Annotated in this window: 18 protein-coding genes, 1 other RNA gene and 1 pseudogene; 12 read left to right on the top strand and 8 right to left on the bottom strand. The window is 60.6% G+C overall.

What is annotated here, in order from left to right:
• Positions 1-5 precede the first annotated feature (5 nt).
• A pseudogene (locus tag DXY03_RS03590) lies at positions 6-232 on the top strand (hypothetical protein).
• Here DXY03_RS03590 and DXY03_RS03585 read toward each other — a convergent pair.
• Together DXY03_RS03585 and nadA are read right to left on the bottom strand one after the other, a co-directional pair.
• Positions 233-664: a hypothetical protein gene (locus DXY03_RS03585; RefSeq protein ID WP_115009132.1), complete on the bottom strand. Its 432-nt coding sequence runs from the start codon at positions 662-664 to the stop codon at positions 233-235.
• A gap of 67 nt (positions 665-731) precedes the next feature.
• Entirely contained in the window at positions 732-1,664 is a 933-nt protein-coding gene (nadA, locus tag DXY03_RS03580) for a quinolinate synthase NadA (RefSeq protein WP_115009131.1), read from the bottom strand.
• 53 nt (positions 1,665-1,717) lie between these two features.
• On the opposite strand from nadA, the gene DXY03_RS03575 reads away from it, so the two are divergent.
• The 3 genes from DXY03_RS03575 to DXY03_RS03565 all read left to right on the top strand — a co-directional run bounded on the left by DXY03_RS03575 (position 1,718) and on the right by DXY03_RS03565 (position 4,572).
• Positions 1,718-2,566, top strand: coding sequence for a TIGR04168 family protein (locus tag DXY03_RS03575; RefSeq protein ID WP_170951969.1), 849 nt, complete (start codon positions 1,718-1,720; stop codon positions 2,564-2,566).
• A complete protein-coding gene (locus DXY03_RS03570; protein WP_115009129.1) occupies positions 2,560-3,645 on the top strand; it encodes a hypothetical protein in 1,086 nt (361 codons plus the stop codon). Before DXY03_RS03575 ends, DXY03_RS03570 begins: the two co-directional genes overlap by 7 nt.
• A 207-nt stretch (positions 3,646-3,852) precedes the next feature.
• Positions 3,853-4,572 (top strand): glycoside hydrolase family 104 protein, encoded by a 720-nt coding sequence (locus DXY03_RS03565; RefSeq protein ID WP_115009128.1) that lies wholly within the window; start codon positions 3,853-3,855, stop codon positions 4,570-4,572.
• Between the two features lie 25 nt (positions 4,573-4,597).
• Here DXY03_RS03565 and DXY03_RS03560 read toward each other — a convergent pair whose 3' ends face one another.
• On the bottom strand, positions 4,598-5,407 hold the full coding sequence (locus tag DXY03_RS03560) for a TPM domain-containing protein (RefSeq protein WP_115009127.1): 810 nt from the start codon (positions 5,405-5,407) through the stop codon (positions 4,598-4,600).
• Between the two features lie 40 nt (positions 5,408-5,447).
• Here DXY03_RS03560 and DXY03_RS03555 point away from each other — a divergent pair, with 40 nt between their 5' ends.
• A complete protein-coding gene (locus DXY03_RS03555) occupies positions 5,448-6,620 on the top strand; it encodes a class I SAM-dependent methyltransferase (RefSeq protein WP_244272237.1) in 1,173 nt (390 codons plus the stop codon).
• On the opposite strand, the gene aroB is transcribed toward DXY03_RS03555, so the two are convergent.
• On the bottom strand, positions 6,592-7,707 hold the full coding sequence (gene aroB / locus DXY03_RS03550; protein WP_115009125.1) for a 3-dehydroquinate synthase: 1,116 nt from the start codon (positions 7,705-7,707) through the stop codon (positions 6,592-6,594). The two genes, DXY03_RS03555 and aroB, sit on opposite strands and share 29 nt — an antisense overlap.
• A 61-nt stretch (positions 7,708-7,768) precedes the next feature.
• On the opposite strand from aroB, the gene DXY03_RS03545 reads away from it, so the two are divergent.
• From DXY03_RS03545 to ssrS, 3 genes are all read left to right on the top strand, one after another.
• Positions 7,769-8,641 carry a carbohydrate ABC transporter permease gene (locus DXY03_RS03545; protein WP_170951968.1) on the top strand — a complete coding sequence of 291 codons (873 nt, stop codon included), beginning with the start codon at positions 7,769-7,771 and terminating at the stop codon, positions 8,639-8,641.
• 52 nt (positions 8,642-8,693) lie between these two features.
• Positions 8,694-9,854, top strand: a complete 1,161-nt coding sequence (locus tag DXY03_RS03540; protein ID WP_115009123.1) for a 5-(carboxyamino)imidazole ribonucleotide synthase — start codon at positions 8,694-8,696, stop codon at positions 9,852-9,854.
• 7 nt (positions 9,855-9,861) lie between these two features.
• A non-coding RNA gene (gene ssrS / locus DXY03_RS03535) (6S RNA) lies at positions 9,862-10,045 on the top strand.
• A gap of 331 nt (positions 10,046-10,376) precedes the next feature.
• On the opposite strand, the gene DXY03_RS03530 is transcribed toward ssrS, so the two are convergent.
• Complete coding sequence (locus DXY03_RS03530) at positions 10,377-10,589, bottom strand: hypothetical protein (RefSeq protein ID WP_115009122.1); 213 nt, start codon at positions 10,587-10,589, stop codon at positions 10,377-10,379.
• A 127-nt stretch (positions 10,590-10,716) separates the two neighbouring features.
• Between DXY03_RS03530 and DXY03_RS12100 the strand changes: the two genes are divergently transcribed.
• On the top strand, positions 10,717-10,869 hold the full coding sequence (locus DXY03_RS12100; RefSeq protein ID WP_170951012.1) for a hypothetical protein: 153 nt from the start codon (positions 10,717-10,719) through the stop codon (positions 10,867-10,869).
• A 383-nt stretch (positions 10,870-11,252) separates the two neighbouring features.
• On the opposite strand, the gene DXY03_RS03520 is transcribed toward DXY03_RS12100, so the two are convergent.
• Positions 11,253-11,528 carry a DUF2103 domain-containing protein gene (locus DXY03_RS03520; RefSeq protein WP_006851066.1) on the bottom strand — a complete coding sequence of 92 codons (276 nt, stop codon included), beginning with the start codon at positions 11,526-11,528 and terminating at the stop codon, positions 11,253-11,255.
• A gap of 74 nt (positions 11,529-11,602) precedes the next feature.
• Here DXY03_RS03520 and DXY03_RS03515 point away from each other — a divergent pair, with 74 nt between their 5' ends.
• Complete coding sequence (locus DXY03_RS03515; RefSeq protein WP_114989264.1) at positions 11,603-11,830, top strand: hypothetical protein; 228 nt, start codon at positions 11,603-11,605, stop codon at positions 11,828-11,830.
• Position 11,831: 1 nt separating this feature from the next.
• On the opposite strand, the gene clpS is transcribed toward DXY03_RS03515, so the two are convergent.
• Positions 11,832-12,128 (bottom strand): ATP-dependent Clp protease adapter ClpS, encoded by a 297-nt coding sequence (gene clpS / locus DXY03_RS03510; protein ID WP_114989263.1) that lies wholly within the window; start codon positions 12,126-12,128, stop codon positions 11,832-11,834.
• Between the two features lie 72 nt (positions 12,129-12,200).
• Here clpS and petN point away from each other — a divergent pair, with 72 nt between their 5' ends.
• Positions 12,201-12,302 (top strand): cytochrome b6-f complex subunit PetN, encoded by a 102-nt coding sequence (petN, locus tag DXY03_RS03505; RefSeq protein WP_011364412.1) that lies wholly within the window; start codon positions 12,201-12,203, stop codon positions 12,300-12,302.
• A 320-nt stretch (positions 12,303-12,622) separates the two neighbouring features.
• Positions 12,623-13,768, top strand: a complete 1,146-nt coding sequence (locus DXY03_RS03500) for a hypothetical protein (protein WP_206749720.1) — start codon at positions 12,623-12,625, stop codon at positions 13,766-13,768.
• Here DXY03_RS03500 and psb29 read toward each other — a convergent pair.
• The gene (psb29, locus tag DXY03_RS03495; protein ID WP_115009119.1) at positions 13,750-14,397 is read right to left on the bottom strand and encodes a photosystem II biogenesis protein Psp29; all 648 of its coding nucleotides are present in this window, start codon (positions 14,395-14,397) and stop codon (positions 13,750-13,752) included. The two genes, DXY03_RS03500 and psb29, sit on opposite strands and share 19 nt — an antisense overlap.
• Positions 14,398-14,454 lie beyond the last annotated feature (57 nt).

Below are 14,454 nucleotides of genomic sequence, written 5' to 3'. Positions count from 1 at the left end.
TTGCCATGAAGCTGCTCGCTGCCGCTCTGTTTGTTTCAGCCCTGGCTGCGCCCAGTTCCGCTTTGGCTCAGAAAAAGATTCCCAAGGCCACAACCAATGCCCCCTGGGTTATGTCAACACCCTGGGCACCACCTGTGTGTCTCCGATCTATTACGAGATGAAGCCCACCAACGGTGAAGCCTGCCCCTCCGGCTGGATGAATGTTGGCGTTGGCTATTGCCGTAAGAAGTAATCAATTCAGTGGCTGAGGCCTTAGGCCACTCCAGCGCTCCAGGGTGTTGATCGATTGAACACCCTGGAGTCGCGTTGATCCCGGCCGTGTCCAGGTGGGGATGGATCGAATGTTTTCATCCCTGCACTGCCTGAGCTGGTCGGGGTACTTGTCGGGCAGACCGCATTCCACGTAGTTCAGGTTGGCTCCGGCCTGTTTGCCGAAGAGCTTCATCTGTTCTTTGCAGGCGGGGCACCAATGGGCTCCAAAAAACCTGGCGCCCACCGTGTTGAGTTGCTCGGCCAACTTGATCGTTTGTTCTGTGGACTCCGTTGCGGGCTCAGGAATCGGTTGGTCCCACGGTTGTGCAGCCGCTGCGGTGCACAACGTCCCTGCCATCGCTGCTACCAAGGTCAGAACCCTGATGCCCTGGGGCTGGATGACGGGGGCCATGAATCGCAGGGGTTGGATTGTCGAAAATTTATTCGCGTACCGCGTCGTTCCTTGATCTGTTGGTACGTCACCTGCTCATTTCGAGCATGCGCTGCATGGGTTTCATAGCCTTCAGACGCATCGATTCATCCATCTCGATCGCAGGCGTGAGGGTCTCCAGGCATGCCTTTAGTTTTTCAAGGGTGTTGAGCCGCATGTAAGGGCAGGCATTGCAGCTGCATCCATCGATCCCTGGAACGTCGAGCAGGGCTTTTTCAGGAACCCGCTGCTGCATCTGATGCAGGATCCCCGGTTCCGTCAGAACGATGAAGCTGTTGCAGGAGCTTTGTTCGGCGTAATTCAACAGTTTGCTGGTGGATCCAATGAAATCCGCCAGGTCCAGCAGATTCTGCTGGCATTCGGGGTGGGCGATCACTTCAGCCCCGGGGTGCTCGTGCTTGAGGGCCAGCACAGCTTCTTCGCTGAAGGTCTCATGAACGATGCAGCGTCCCGGCCAGAGGGTCAGCTCTCGACCGCTCTGTTGCTGAACCCAGCGCCCCAGGTTCTGATCGGGGGCGAACAGCACGGGCTGGTCGGCAGGCAGCTGATTCACCAGATCAACGGCATTGCTGCTGGTGCAGATCAGATCGCTTTGCGCCTTCACTGCGGCCGTGCAGTTGATGTAGCTCACCACGAAGTGGTCGGGGTGCTCTGCCCGGAAGCGGGCGAACTCATCGGCGGGGCAGTCGTCCGCCAGGGAGCATCCGGCCTCTAGATCCGGCAGCACCACCGTCTTTTCAGGACTGAGAATCTTGGCGGTCTCCGCCATGAAGTGCACGCCGCAGAACACGATCACGTCTGCATCGGTGCTGGCGGCCTTGCGCGACAGCTCCAGGGAGTCACCAACGAAATCGGCGATGTCCTGAATCTCCGGCTCCTGGTAGTAGTGCGCCAGGATCACGGCATTGCGGTCCTGGCGAAGCCGGTTGATCGCCGCAACAAGGGCGGTGTCAGCGCTCATCAGGACCGGTTCGGGGCAGGATGGCCACAGCCTAGGCATTCGCTCTGAAGCACCTGCGACTTGCCATTGCCGGTGATCTCCACGGCGCCTGGGGCGACGCGGATGAGCAGCTGCTGCAGCAGCTCAAGCCCGACGCTGTTCTTTTCGTTGGTGATCTTGCTGATGGGGATCTGCGTCTGACGCGCCGGATCACGCGGCTTCCCTTCCCCGTGGCCGTGATCCTGGGGAACCACGACCGCGGGCGTGATCGCAGTGGCGGCATCCTCGAGCAACAACACGCTGTGCTCGGCGATCTCCATTGCGCTTGGCGCTCAATCCAATGGCCGGAGCTTCCGTTGACGGTTGTGGGTGCGCGTCCCTGCAGTGCTGGTGGAGGTTTTCACCTATCGAAAGCGGTGGAGGCGGTGTACGGCCCGGTGTCGCTTCAGGCTTCAGCCGAGCGGATTGTGCAGGCCGCCGCTGATGTACCCGCTGATCAGCCCCTGATCGTCATGGCCCACTGCGGTCCCTCAGGCTTGGGATCCGAGGCCGCCAGTCCCTGCGGACGCGACTGGAAGACGCCGGCAGTGGACTGGGGGGATCAGGATCTGGCCCTTGCCCTGGACCGCATGGCCAAAGACCGACCTGCCGATTTGGTGATCTTTGGCCACATGCACCATGCCCTCAAGCGCGGCTCTGGTTTCCGCCAGACCTTGTTGCGTCATCGCCATGGAACCGCGCTGATCAATGCCGCCTGTGTGCCCCGTTCAGGTGTGGATGGGCAAGGTCGAACGCTGCTGCATCTCTCCTGGGCTGAATTCCAGGGGGCCCGTCTCACGCAGCTCGCCCATCGCTGGTACACCCCCGATGCTGAGTTGATCCATCAGGAGCAGTTGCCGATCGATGCTCCGTTGCCGTGCTGATCTATTTTTGCAGCAGCAGCCATGGCTTCGGCCATGCGGCTCGCGATGCTGCGATGCTCCAGCAACTGCGCCGCCTGCGTCCTGAATGGACCTTGGTAATGAGCTCGGGTCTGCCCTCCCCCGTACTCAACCTGCTGTTGGGGGATGCAGCGATTGAGCAGCGGTCTTGTCAATGGGATGTGGGCATGGTGCAGGCCGACGCGCTCGGTGTGGATTGCGCCGCCACCCTCAGGGCCCTGGATGAGCTGGAGCAACGGCTGTCGGCCCTGATCGAGGCTGAGGCTCTCTGGATTGCGTCGCAGGGGCAGCCGGTGTTGATCATCGGGGACATTCCCCCGGCCGCAGCCGCCCTGGCCCAGCGCCTCGATGCACCTCTGGTGTGGATGAGCAATTTCGGGTGGGATGACATCTATCGCCCCTTGGGCTCTGACTTCCAACGCTGGGCCGATGCTGCTGCTGAGGCCTACCGCTGCGGTGATCTTTTGCTGCGCTGCCCGTTTGACCTCGCCATGCACTGGGGGTTGCCTGAACAAAGGCTCGGTTTGGTTTGCGCCAGCCCGCGGCCCATTCCGGCGGATCTTGAGGCTTGCCTTGATGCCCGGGATGCTCCCCTGGTGTTGGTGGGGTTTGGAGGCCTGGGCTTGTCCCTTTCGCGGGATCTGTTTCAGCTCTGGCCCAACCACCATTTCCTGCTTCCGGCGTCAGCAGATGCCTCGCAAGCGCCTGAGTTGGCGGCGCTCCCCAACCTCACGTTTCTGCCGGATGGGCTGCGCCCCGTCGATGTGCTCGACCGTTGCTCCCGTTTTCTGGGCAAGCCGGGTTTCAGCAGCTTCTGCGAGGCGATGGCCCAAGGGGTTGGGATGCACGTCGTGGAGCGCAGCGGATTTGCCGAAGCTTCGGCGCTGATGGATGGTTTGCGTCGCCACGGCCAGCACCGTTGCCTCAGCCGTCAGGAGCTGGACACCGGCGCATGGCAGCTGGACCAGCCGTTGTTGGCGCCAAGCGAAGCTCCTCTTTCTGCATCAGGGGCTGAAGAAGCCGCTCTGGCACTGGTGGGTTGGGTTGTAAGCCGTTTTTAATTTTTGGTCTTTTTCATCACCTTTTTGAGCTGATTTGCCTGCCTGTTAGTGGTCTGTCCGATTATTTGACTGGCATATATACCTATTGATTTGAGCCTTTAATTCGAGAAGGTGACCTCGTGTGGAAATTTTTTCCGCTCGAGCATTTCATCCGCTTCTGATCTGCTCATCGTCCTCTTTCGAGGGCATGCTCCTTGAACGCTCTTTATGGCTATCTCTGCATTCATCGGTCGTCAGACGCTTCATGCGGCCGTGATCGTCGGAGTTCTGCCTGCCCTCAGTTCCCTTCTTCCTGCCCAGTCGAGCCTGCTCCCCCCCGCCTCTCGGGCGCAGCTGATCCATACCTCTGACTTCCAGCCCAGCCGGGCCATTCCCTACGTGATTACGCCTGAACGTCGGGCGATGCTCAACACGATCCGTTTTGCGGAAGGCACCTGGAAAGGTGGTCTGGATGTGGGCTATCGGGTGATGTTCGGCGGTGGCTTGATGCCTTCGTTCGACCGGCATCCCAACCGGGTGATCTACAGCTCCCGCTACGCCAGTGCAGCTGCGGGGGCTTACCAGTTCATGCCCTTCACCTGGAATCTGGTTCAGCGCAGCATCGGCGTGCGCGGTTTCGGCCCTGAGGCTCAGGACCAGGGCGCGTTGTTTCTGATTCAGCGGCGCAAAGCCCTGGGTCTGACCGATACCGGCGTTCTCAGCCCTCTGCTCGCCGCCATGCTGGCTCCGGAATGGGCGTCGTTTCCAACCCTCTCCGGCCGCAGTTACTACGGCCAACCCGTCAAGAAATACGCACGACTGCGTTCTTTCTATGACGTGAACCTCGCGGAGTTGCGGCGTCTGCGTGACGTCAAGCGCCAGGCGCTCGTCACTCCCCCTCCGGCCCTTTGCACCGGGTCGCGCATTGAATGCGCCACCCGGCTCTGACGGCATTCACGTTTCTCGACGTTCCTCAGCCGTCGGCGTCGTTCTGAAGTTTCCTGCCAACGGTGGCCTGGGCGATCAGATACGCGGCGATGCCTCCTGCCAGGAAACCGACCCCATTGCGCAGCAGGGGCATCACTTCAGACGTTCGTGTGATCACAGGGGCAACGCCGAAGACGCCGAACAGCATCACCCACAGCGGTGAGAGCAGCAGCAACCAGGCCCAGGCGATGGTTTCGCCCTCCTTGCGGGGATAAGCCGCAAAGCCAGCAATCAAACCGCCAAAGATTGAGGTGGTCAGCGTCCAAAGCCACTGTTCCTGAGGAAGGCCAGGAACCACCTGACAGCCACCACGGTCCAGACAGATTTCCACCGCATTGAGGGCATCCAGCACGGCGCCGTCTTCGCCGTGATCCTTTACGTAGTACTGGTTGCCGTAGCGGGTCTGCAGCTCCACCCAGTAAGTGCGCGGCATCATCGCGAAGTAGGCATCGCCAACGTTGAAGTTCAGCAGGTTCCCGCCGCGGGGGTCGGCCACCAGCAGCAGGCTGCTTTCATCCAGCCCCCAGAAATCGCGAATGGCCAGACCCGGTGTGCGTTCGTACTGGGTCAACACCCGCATCTTCCAGCCGGTGCGTTCCTCCACATCTGCCAGAGATGCCTCCAGCTGGGCCCGCTGGGTGTCACTGAACACCTTGGCGAGGTCGATCACCGGGGTGAGGTGATCCGGCAGCAGCTCCGGGTTGTCGTAGGCCTCAGCCGGGGTCACCAGAACACCCAGGCTGACCAGAGCCACCACGACGAGGCTCCACAGATGTCGGATGTGATGTGTTCCCATGGAACTGCTGCAGCGACCGGCATTCTCTCCAATGGAACCGATGGCTGCGTCCTGTCCCGACTGGTTGGCAACGCATCTGCATCAGGCGGGGGGTGCCGTTCCGTTTTCCCGGTTCATGGATCTGGCTCTGAACGAGCCGGAGCACGGCTACTACGGCTCAGGCCGTGCACGCATCGGAGCCCAGGGTGATTTCGTCACCTCCCCCTCGCTGGGCAGTGATTTCGCAGCACTTCTGGTCCCTCAGATCCTGGCCTGGCTGACGTCGATCTCCCGAAGTGATCCGGATCAACGCCTGTCGATCGTGGAAATCGGCCCTGGTGAGGGCCATCTGGCCCGGGATCTCGTGGCTGCGTTGCGTGGTGCTGATCCAGAGCTGTTGGCTCGGATCGAATTGGTGTTGGTGGAGGCCAATCCCGGCATGCGGCGGCGGCAACAGGCTCTGCTGCAGGAGGCGGATGATCTGCCGCTCCGCTGGAGTTCCCTGGACGCGTTGCGCCGCGCTCCGGTTCATGGGGTGGTGATCGCCCATGAGTTGCTGGATGCCCTCCCGGTGGAGCGCTTGATCTGGCGGGAGGGATCCCTTCAGCAGCAGTGGGTGGAGCTCAACCCAAACGGTGAGCTGCAAACGACGCATCGTCCTCTTCCCGATGGTTTGCACAAGGAAATCAGGCGTGTGTGCAGCCAAGGCGGCATTCAGTTGCCGCCCCCCGATGCCGAAGAGGGGTGGACCACGGAGTGGAACAGTGCATTGCCCGACTGGTTTGCTGCTGCTGCGGCCGCCGTGGATGCGGGCGTGCTGCTGGTGATTGATTACGCCCTAGAGGCCCAGCGTTATTTCACAGCCCGGCGCTCCGACGGCACCTTGATGGCTGTCTGTGCTCAGCAGGCGGGCCTGTCGCCCTTGGATCAGCCCGGCGAGCAGGACCTCACGGCCCACCTCTGTATCGAAGTCGTGGATGAAGCGGCTCAGCGCAACGGTTGGATGGTGGGTGATCAGGCGAAGCAGGGCGAGGCCCTGCTGGCCTTGGGGCTTGCAGAGCGTCTGCATGGACTGCAGCAGCTACCGGGCCATCAGCTGACAGAAGCCCTGCAACGGCGTGAAGCCCTGCTTCGCCTTGTGGACCCCGCGGGGCTCGGTGCGTTCCGCTGGCTCACCTACCGGCGCGGGTTGCCGGAAGACGGCGTCAGCCTTTCAGGCGCTCAAGGCAGCTGAGGATCTCGTCGCGACTGACGTCATCGCGAATCTCAACGGTTCCGATGCTGGTGGGCATAACGAAGCGCAGGCGACCGTCGCGCACCTTTTTGTCCCCCTGCAAGATGTCCAGAACCGCATCGGCGGCGAGATCGGGCCAGGCGGTGGGCAGTCCGGCGCTCTGGATCAGCCGGCGTTGGCGCTCGGCGTCCTCGCGATTCCAGCTGCCCCGCAGCACGGCAAGTTCACCCACAGCCACCATGCCAATGGCAACCGCCTCGCCATGCAGCCAGGTGCCATAGCCGCAGAGGGTCTCCACCACATGGCCGAAGGTATGGCCGTAGTTGAGGATCGCTCGTAAGCCTCCTTCCTTTTCATCGGCGGCCACCACCCGGGCCTTGGCCGCGGCCGATCGCTGCAGGATCGAGCTCAGGCGTTCCGATCCAAGCCCAGCGGGCGTGCTCGGGTCGGGGCAGGCCTCCAGTTCCTCGAACAGCGCCGTGTCACCGAGGATTCCGTATTTGATCACCTCAGCCATGCCGGCCCGGAACTCGCGTTCGGGCAGGGTGTTCAGGGTGGAGGGATCGATCAACACCAGCCGCGGCTGGTGAAAGGCGCCGATCAGGTTTTTGCCGCGGGGATGGTTGACCCCGGTCTTGCCACCGATCGATGCGTCCACCATGGCCAGCAGGGTTGTGGGCACCTGCACCACCTGGATGCCCCGCAGCCAGGTGGCTGCCGCAAAGCCGGTCATGTCTCCCACAACGCCGCCGCCGAGGGCCACCATCAAGGAGCTGCGTTCGAGCTTGGCGTTGTAAGCCGCATCGTGGATCTCCGCCACCGTGGCGGGTGTCTTCTGGGTTTCGCCGGCGTCAATCACCAACAACTCCACGCTGAAACCTGCCGCTCTGAGGCTGTTCAGGCAGGCGTCGCCATAGGGGCTGGCCACATCCGGATTGCTGACCACCAGCACACGCCGACCAGCCTGCACTCCAGCGTCCAGCATCTGCTGACCAAGCCTGGCCAGGCCGCCGTCTCCAATCACCACGTCGTAGGGGTTGCGGTCCAGCGCAACGCGGATGTGATGCAACGGGGTGATTGTGGTCATGAAACCGTTGGAACCCACCTACTCTCGCAACAGTGTCGCTGGTCCTGTGCGCGAAAGATCAGTGCGCAACTCCCTTTCGGCCTGGGCGTTCCTGTTGCCGGCGGTGGTGCTGATCAGTTTGTCGGTGCTGGTGCCGGCCCTGATGGCTCTGGTGATGAGTTTCACCGCCACGGGGCTGGATGTCAGTGAACCCCTGCGTTTTGTTGGTTTGGCCAACCTGGAGCGCCTGCTGTCGGATCCGATGGCGCGGCAGGTGCTGGTCACCACCTTCCTTTATCTGGTTGGTGTGGTGCCTCCCATCGTTCTGGGGGCGCTGGCGCTGGCGGTGCTGGTGAACCAGGGGCTGCCCGGTCGGTCTTTTCTGCGGGGCGCCTTCTACACCCCGGTGCTGGTGTCGATCGTTGTTGCAGCCATTGCCTTTCGCTGGCTCTATGCCGAGAACGGACTGATCAATGGATGGTTGAGTGCCCTGCTCGGTGATGCCTTCAGCCCGATTGGTTTTCTCACCACGCCGCAGCTGGCCCTGCCCGCCGTGATGTTGGTGACCCTCTGGAAGGGGCTTGGCTACTACATGGTGATTTTTCTGGCGGGTCTGCAGGGCATTCCACAGGAGCTCTATGAGGCTGCGGAGCTGGATGGCAGCGAGGGCTGGAGAAAGCATCTCGACATCACCCTGCCCTTGATGAGTCCCTACGTGACCTTAGTCGCTGTGGTGTCGTCGATCGCGGCCACGAAGGTGTTCGAGGAAGTGTTCCTGATGACCCAGGGAGGTCCTGCGGATGCCACCCGAACCATCGTTTATTACGTGTACGACCAGGCCTTTGCCGAATTGGAGATCAGCTACGCCTGCACCCTGGGCCTGGCGCTGTTCCTGTTGGTGTTGCTGTTCACCATGATCCGGTTGGCCTTTGCCGGCGATCGCCCCCTGATCTGACGCTGTCATCGACCCTGCAAACTGGCAAGCTGCTGACATCAGCTCGGACACGATGATCGGCGTTGTTGGAGGTGGTCAGCTGGCACGGATGCTTGTGCAGGCCGCCGCGCAACGCGATGTTCCCATCGCTGTTCAAACGTCCGATCCAGCTGATCCCGCGGCTGGTTTGGCCTCGCGCCTCGTGGCAGCGGATCCCCGGGATGTGGCAGGAACCCGGGAGCTGGTGGTGGGTTGTGACGGCATCACCTTCGAGAACGAGTGGGTCAATATCGATGCCCTTCTGCCGCTGGAGCAGCAGGGGGTTCGTTTCCAGCCCTCGCTTGCTGCGCTTTCGCCCTTGGTCGACAAGTTGTCGCAGCGCCAGCTGCTCGACGATCTGGCGATCCCGAGCCCGCCCTGGTGTCCGCTCAGTTTGATTTCACCGGCCCAGCCCGCGCTTCCTCAGGGCTGGACCTTTCCGGTGATGGCCAAGGCCTCCCGTGGTGGTTACGACGGCAAGGGCACGGTGGTGTTGCGCGACATCGATGGCCTGGCGCAGTTGTTGCGGGCGGTCCCTGCCGACGACTGGCTGTTGGAATCCTGGGTGGACTACGAGCTGGAGTTGGCTCTCGTGGTCAGCCGCGATCAGCGCGGCCGCATCCGCCATTTTCCGCTTGTGCAAACCCACCAACATCAACAAGTCTGTGACTGGGTTCTGGCTCCTGCTCCCGTGGATCCTTCGGTGGCTGCGCTGGCTTACAACGTGGCGGCCTCTCTGATGACGAAGCTCGGCTATGTGGGGGTGCTGGCTCTGGAGTTTTTCTATGGGCCCGCTGGCCTGCAGGTGAATGAAATTGCTCCACGCACCCACAATTCCGGGCATTTCTCGATCGAGGCCTGCACCAGCAGTCAGTTCGATCAGCAGCTCTGCATCGCGGCTGGTCTTCCCGTGCCTGATCCCGAGCTCAAAAGCCGTGGTGCCTTGATGGTCAACCTGCTCGGCCTCGACCCCGAGCGTCATCCTTCTTTGGATCAGCGGCTTGAGTCCCTGGAGGCCGTGCCGGGGCTTCACCTGCACTGGTACGGCAAGTCACCGGAAACGCCGGGCCGCAAGTTGGGGCACGTGACGCTGCTGCTTGAGGGTGACACGCTCCTCAAGCGGCGCGATGAGGCTGAGTCAGCACTTGCCGCCATTCGCCGGATCTGGCCCCTCGAGAGCGAGAGTCAGGACTAGGGTTGGTAGCGAACTGCTGTGTTGGTGACGGCCTTTTTCTAGTGCTCTGATCTGACTCTCTTTCGACTTGGGGAGACTGTCGTGACGGTGACGTAGACCGGCCATGCAGCCGGAAACGAAACCCCACTTTGTCGCCCCTTCTGGTTCTTCCAGGTCGACCACTGGGGCTCGCACGGCATGGCGGTTCACCCCTTTCGCTTGATCAATGTGGTGGGTGCCTTGGACTTCGCCAAGCCATCACAAAACCAATATCTCCAAGTTTCGGCGTCAATATTCTGAAAGATTGTTTTTTGGACTTGGGTTATCGGATGACTTTTTTGTCTACTCTCTAGGTTCTGATTTAAAACGTCTCAGCTTTGTTAGTGGGGTAGGCCCCTCATCAGCCAAGACTCGACCACAAAAAACAGAAGGAAGAATGAGCCGATGCTGATCACCAGTAGTTTGCCATTCATGCTGAAATTTTTCGCTCTTATTGCACTCTAGATACGTTTGTCTGGGTTGGAGTGGAGATTTTTGGTGGAGCTAGTTTTCGGAGTGGTTGAACTCCTGGAGCGCGTACTGGGCGAGGCATTTGTTTTTATCGGTGTCGGTCAGCGAGATGGTGGTCACGCTCTGATGCCAGTTTCGACGATTGATTAATTCGTTGAATTCGGTCAAAGCGTCTTCGAGGTCATCGAAACTGCCCATGCTCTCCATCGTTTGTTGCCCTTGTTTGACGGCAATTTCGAGGGACATGGATCGATCGCTGCAGACATCAAGGCTACCCCTGTGCAGTTGTGTAGTCGATGATGCTTACGGCTGTGTGAACAAAGCTTGTCAGCGCTTTTCCTGTCCTTAGCTTTTGTTTGGTTGCAGTGCTGAGATGCGTGATCCACGCCTGGACGAACTGATCCAAATGGAAACCTGGGATTGGTGGAAAGCTCAGGTCTTTTATTTGCGCGAAAAGAAAGATTATGCTGATGCGGAAGCGCTGTTCATGGAATTCAAGATTCCTGCATCTGACTCCAAGGATTGATGCCGCTGGTTGATGTCACTTGTTGATGCAACTGTGCATGGATTGAGGGAACCCATTTCGTTCTCCCATTGAGTTGGTTGGCTGTCGGTGTTGTTGAGAATCACTTTTCCGCATCGCTTCACTGTTCATCCTTCCGTGCTGGTTTCTTTCTTCTCATCCGTTTTCGGCCTGCTGGCAAGCGCACTGCTTGTGGGTTGTTTCGGCAGCACCGCGGCTGACGCTGTCACCTTTTTGCCGGATGACGCTTTAGTCGCATGCCGGGCCATCCTTCCCCAATGTTTCCGCCGATCTGATTGGGCTGAACTCTGTGCCCGAGATCCCAGCGTTGCCGATGGTCATCCTCAGGCCTGTCGTGCTGCCGAATTCGAGTCAGGCCAACCCCTTCAGGGGCGGTGATGCAGGACGGCCTGTTCCAGGTCTGGCCGACTCATCGAGGTCACCACAAAGACTTCCTGGGCGGATGTCCCCTTGCGGGCCACCAGCTTGTATCCCCCTGTGATCGGGGTGGACACCCTCAGCTGCAGTTCAGGACTGCGGCCACGCACCCGGCTGATCACGGCAGGGGTGATCGTCTGGATCTCCGTCTCGTGCGACAGGGCCTTCAGCCATGGGATCAAGCCGTCCACATAGGTGCTGTGGGTGATGACGACCCGGCCCAAAGCTGAATGAAAACCCGAGAACTGGTGAAAGTTAGCCACTTTGGCTATGCCAGAGAGAGCGCTCCGGGGCTGTGATGCTGAAATCAGTAGACGCTCTCCGCCACGTGATCAGCGGACCGCTGCAAGATGCATGCGGCCCTCAGGCCCGCATGCTCACCGCTGAGGTGCACGGAACGGAGGTTCGGGGCCTGGCCTTGTGCCCTGGCCGGGTGGTGCGTTTCGTGATGGACGAGCAGCTGCAGCGTTTGCAGGTGGCTGATCTGCTGCGCCTCACCAAAGCCAGCCGTAAGCCGGCGGCCTGACTCAGCAGCGTTCCAGAGGGGCCATCGTTAAGCCCTCGGCCTGAAGCTGCTGGTGGTACAGCTCGGCCTGCTCCAGGGGGCCGCACCAAACTTCAGCCGCACCCTGCCCATCAATCTTGTTGGCGAGGTTCCATGCCTTGTCCTCACTCATGCCGGGAATGATCTTGCGCAGGCAATCCACCACGTGCTGGAAGGTGTTCACATCGTCGTCCAGAACGATCACGCGAGCCTGGGGGTAGCGCTGTGTTGTTCCCTGACGCTCCAGCACTGCTGATGAACCTGGGCTGGAGCTGGTCATGACAGATGCCTTCGGGCGGACGAAAAGGTGCCGAACCCTAGGTAGGATCTTGACAGTCAAGTGGTCAAGCGCATGTTGTTCACTCTGGGTTGGGCGTCCTTGGCCGCCATGTTCAGTTTCTCCATCGCCATGGTCGTCTGGGGACGCAATGGTGACGGCACCCTGAACTTCTGATCGAATCTGTGCTTCAAGACGCACCCCTTCTCAGCCAGACCCTGGCGGTCACGGCAGCTGTGCTTCTTGTCTTCGTCAGCGTTGCCGTGATCTATCTCTCAACGATCGAATGGAGAGACCGTCGACGCCGTCAAGGTTCAACCAAGTCGTCGTCCTGATTACGTCCGTCCGACGTCAACTTGGACTTCATCCCTGCACAGCCCTTCTCCTGGGGTTGTGCTTTTTTTTGCCCGTCCTGCTGCTGGGCACCCAGCCTGAAGACGCCTTCCCTGAATCGCCGTGGAACAGCAGAGCTGTTTGAGATCAGTCGGCGGGCACGGTTGGTTCAGAGTTTTGAGGCGGACCCCGCTGCACCGGTGCCGAAGCTCTCGCAGCAGCGGCTTGGTGCTTCGGAAGCTCCTGATCGATGGGCCCGTCATGGTCGCGGCACCTGGTGGCTGATCTGGCTGGACGACGGTGAACCCCTTCTGGCTCTTCCGTCAGCACCGCATTCGTCTGCTCTGGATCTGCTGTTCGCTGATGAACTGCACCGCAGCAGTTTTGATCAACTTCCGTCGCTGAAGCGACGGGAGCCCTCGGCTCTGGAACAGCGCTGCTTACGGCTGCCGACCAGCGGATCGGCCGTTCAGTGGCAACCCTCAGGCTTGGCTTCGATCAGCGGTTCCCTTTTTCCCGCCTTGGCGAGCGTGTCGCATGGCTGTCTGCGTGTTGCCCTCCGGGGCGATCGTCTGATGGCTGCAGGGCCTGTGGCCTCCAGCCCTTTCGCGGCCCTGCAGGTTCACCACTCGGAACGCCAAGCCAATTTCGTTCGCTTCGATCCGTCGTCGGCTTACCTGGAGCTCAACAGCGTTTCCCTGCAGCCGCTGCTGGGATCCTTGTTCAACAATTCACTGTTCGCCCAACAACTCGACAGCCGCTACGGATTGCCGAAGCAGTTGCGCGACGTTCTGCTCAAGGCACCTGTCCTTGTGCGGTTGGATGCGCTGGAGGGTGGTCGTTCCCAGGCTGCGATTCAAGCCAGGTTGATGCTGGCTGCTGGTGAAATCGATATGACAAAGCGAAGTCTTGATGCCGTTGCCACCGCCTTGTTGAAGCGCGGGTTTCAACGGGTTGAACGTCCTCTGTTGTCTCCCGATGGTCGGCCCTCAAACCATGTGGCCGTTGTTTGGTTGGATCCCCAGGGTCATCCGCAAGGTGGTTGGTCACTGGGTCCTGCACTCCGAGGTCAGGTGGAGTTGCTGCTGGCCCTGGGGGATGCCCCGAACCTCCGCAGCAATCCGCTGAAACGGATGGGCCAACAGCAGCTTCGCCTTCGCGCACGACCGGATCAATTGGCTCGGTTGGGGTGGCTCGGACCGGGCTGGCCGCGGGTGGTTGGCAAGGCACCTCAACTGGAGCTTGAGATGACGGCACTGCCGAAGCAGCAACAGCCCGGATGGCTTCGGCTTCAGCTGGACGTGCGTTGAGCCTGCTCTTCCAAGCGACGTTCCTTCTTGCGCTTCTCGGCAGCGATGGTCTCTTCCACCAGTTCAACGGCCTGATCCATCCGTTCACTGTTGGAGCCAAACAGCGTTAGATCCTTCTCAACGCGATCGGTGGGCAAACCGAGTCCCTCAGCAAGTTCCTTGCTCTGTTTGACGATGGCCTCGGTGTCCGTACCGGTGGCATCCGCTGTAGCCGCCTTGAGCAGGCTCATCAGTCCAACGGCCATCAAACGGGAGTAGTGGTTGCCCTCGTTGAGGCTGTGGGATGACAGCAAGCTTTTGAGGCTTTCGAGATCCTTCCCTTTGGCCTGGTCGACCAGCAACGCGTTGGTTTTGCGCAGCTTCGCTGCGTCGAAGCCATTGCTGCTGCACAGGGCACTGAACAGTGCTTCGGTCTGCGCTTCAGGCCGATAGCCCTTGCTGAAGGTGTCAAACACCGTGCAGAGCCCAACGCTGAACAGCCCGTTGGCTTCAAACCGACTTTGATGGCTCAGCAGATGCAGCTCCACCAGCAGCTCATCAGCAAGGCGGCGGTACAGCGGCGCAATGACGTGGGGAAAGGCCTGATGAAACGCTCGTTTGCTGTCGGCGATGGTCTGACTTGCGGCCAACGTGCAGTCCATGAATGTATGGCCGGAACCCTAGCGCCGCAGACATCGCCGTTAGGA

This window comes from Synechococcus sp. N5 (assembly GCF_900473925.1).
In the GTDB taxonomy this organism is placed as follows: Bacteria; Cyanobacteriota; Cyanobacteriia; order PCC-6307; family Cyanobiaceae; genus Parasynechococcus.
Note: the sequence above shows the minus strand (reverse complement) of the source record. Positions and strands in the feature narration are given on the sequence as shown.

Excerpts from the sequence above, each read along its gene's own strand:
- DXY03_RS03555 (WP_244272237.1), top strand. The coding sequence starts at position 5,448 with ATGGCTGCGTCCTGTCCCGACTGGTTGGCAACGCATCTGCATCAGGCG.
- DXY03_RS03515 (WP_114989264.1), top strand. The coding sequence starts at position 11,603 with ATGCTGAAATCAGTAGACGCTCTCCGCCACGTGATCAGCGGACCGCTG.
- DXY03_RS03560 (WP_115009127.1), bottom strand. The coding sequence starts at position 5,407 with ATGGGAACACATCACATCCGACATCTGTGGAGCCTCGTCGTGGTGGCT.
- DXY03_RS12100 (WP_170951012.1), top strand. The coding sequence starts at position 10,717 with ATGCGTGATCCACGCCTGGACGAACTGATCCAAATGGAAACCTGGGAT.
- clpS (WP_114989263.1), bottom strand. The coding sequence starts at position 12,128 with ATGACCAGCTCCAGCCCAGGTTCATCAGCAGTGCTGGAGCGTCAGGGA.
- DXY03_RS03530 (WP_115009122.1), bottom strand. The coding sequence starts at position 10,589 with ATGTCCCTCGAAATTGCCGTCAAACAAGGGCAACAAACGATGGAGAGC.
- nadA (WP_115009131.1), bottom strand. The coding sequence starts at position 1,664 with ATGAGCGCTGACACCGCCCTTGTTGCGGCGATCAACCGGCTTCGCCAG.
- aroB (WP_115009125.1), bottom strand. The coding sequence starts at position 7,707 with ATGACCACAATCACCCCGTTGCATCACATCCGCGTTGCGCTGGACCGC.
- DXY03_RS03540 (WP_115009123.1), top strand. The coding sequence starts at position 8,694 with ATGATCGGCGTTGTTGGAGGTGGTCAGCTGGCACGGATGCTTGTGCAG.
- DXY03_RS03585 (WP_115009132.1), bottom strand. The coding sequence starts at position 664 with ATGGCCCCCGTCATCCAGCCCCAGGGCATCAGGGTTCTGACCTTGGTA.
- petN (WP_011364412.1), top strand. The coding sequence starts at position 12,201 with ATGTTGTTCACTCTGGGTTGGGCGTCCTTGGCCGCCATGTTCAGTTTC.
- DXY03_RS03565 (WP_115009128.1), top strand. The coding sequence starts at position 3,853 with ATGGCTATCTCTGCATTCATCGGTCGTCAGACGCTTCATGCGGCCGTG.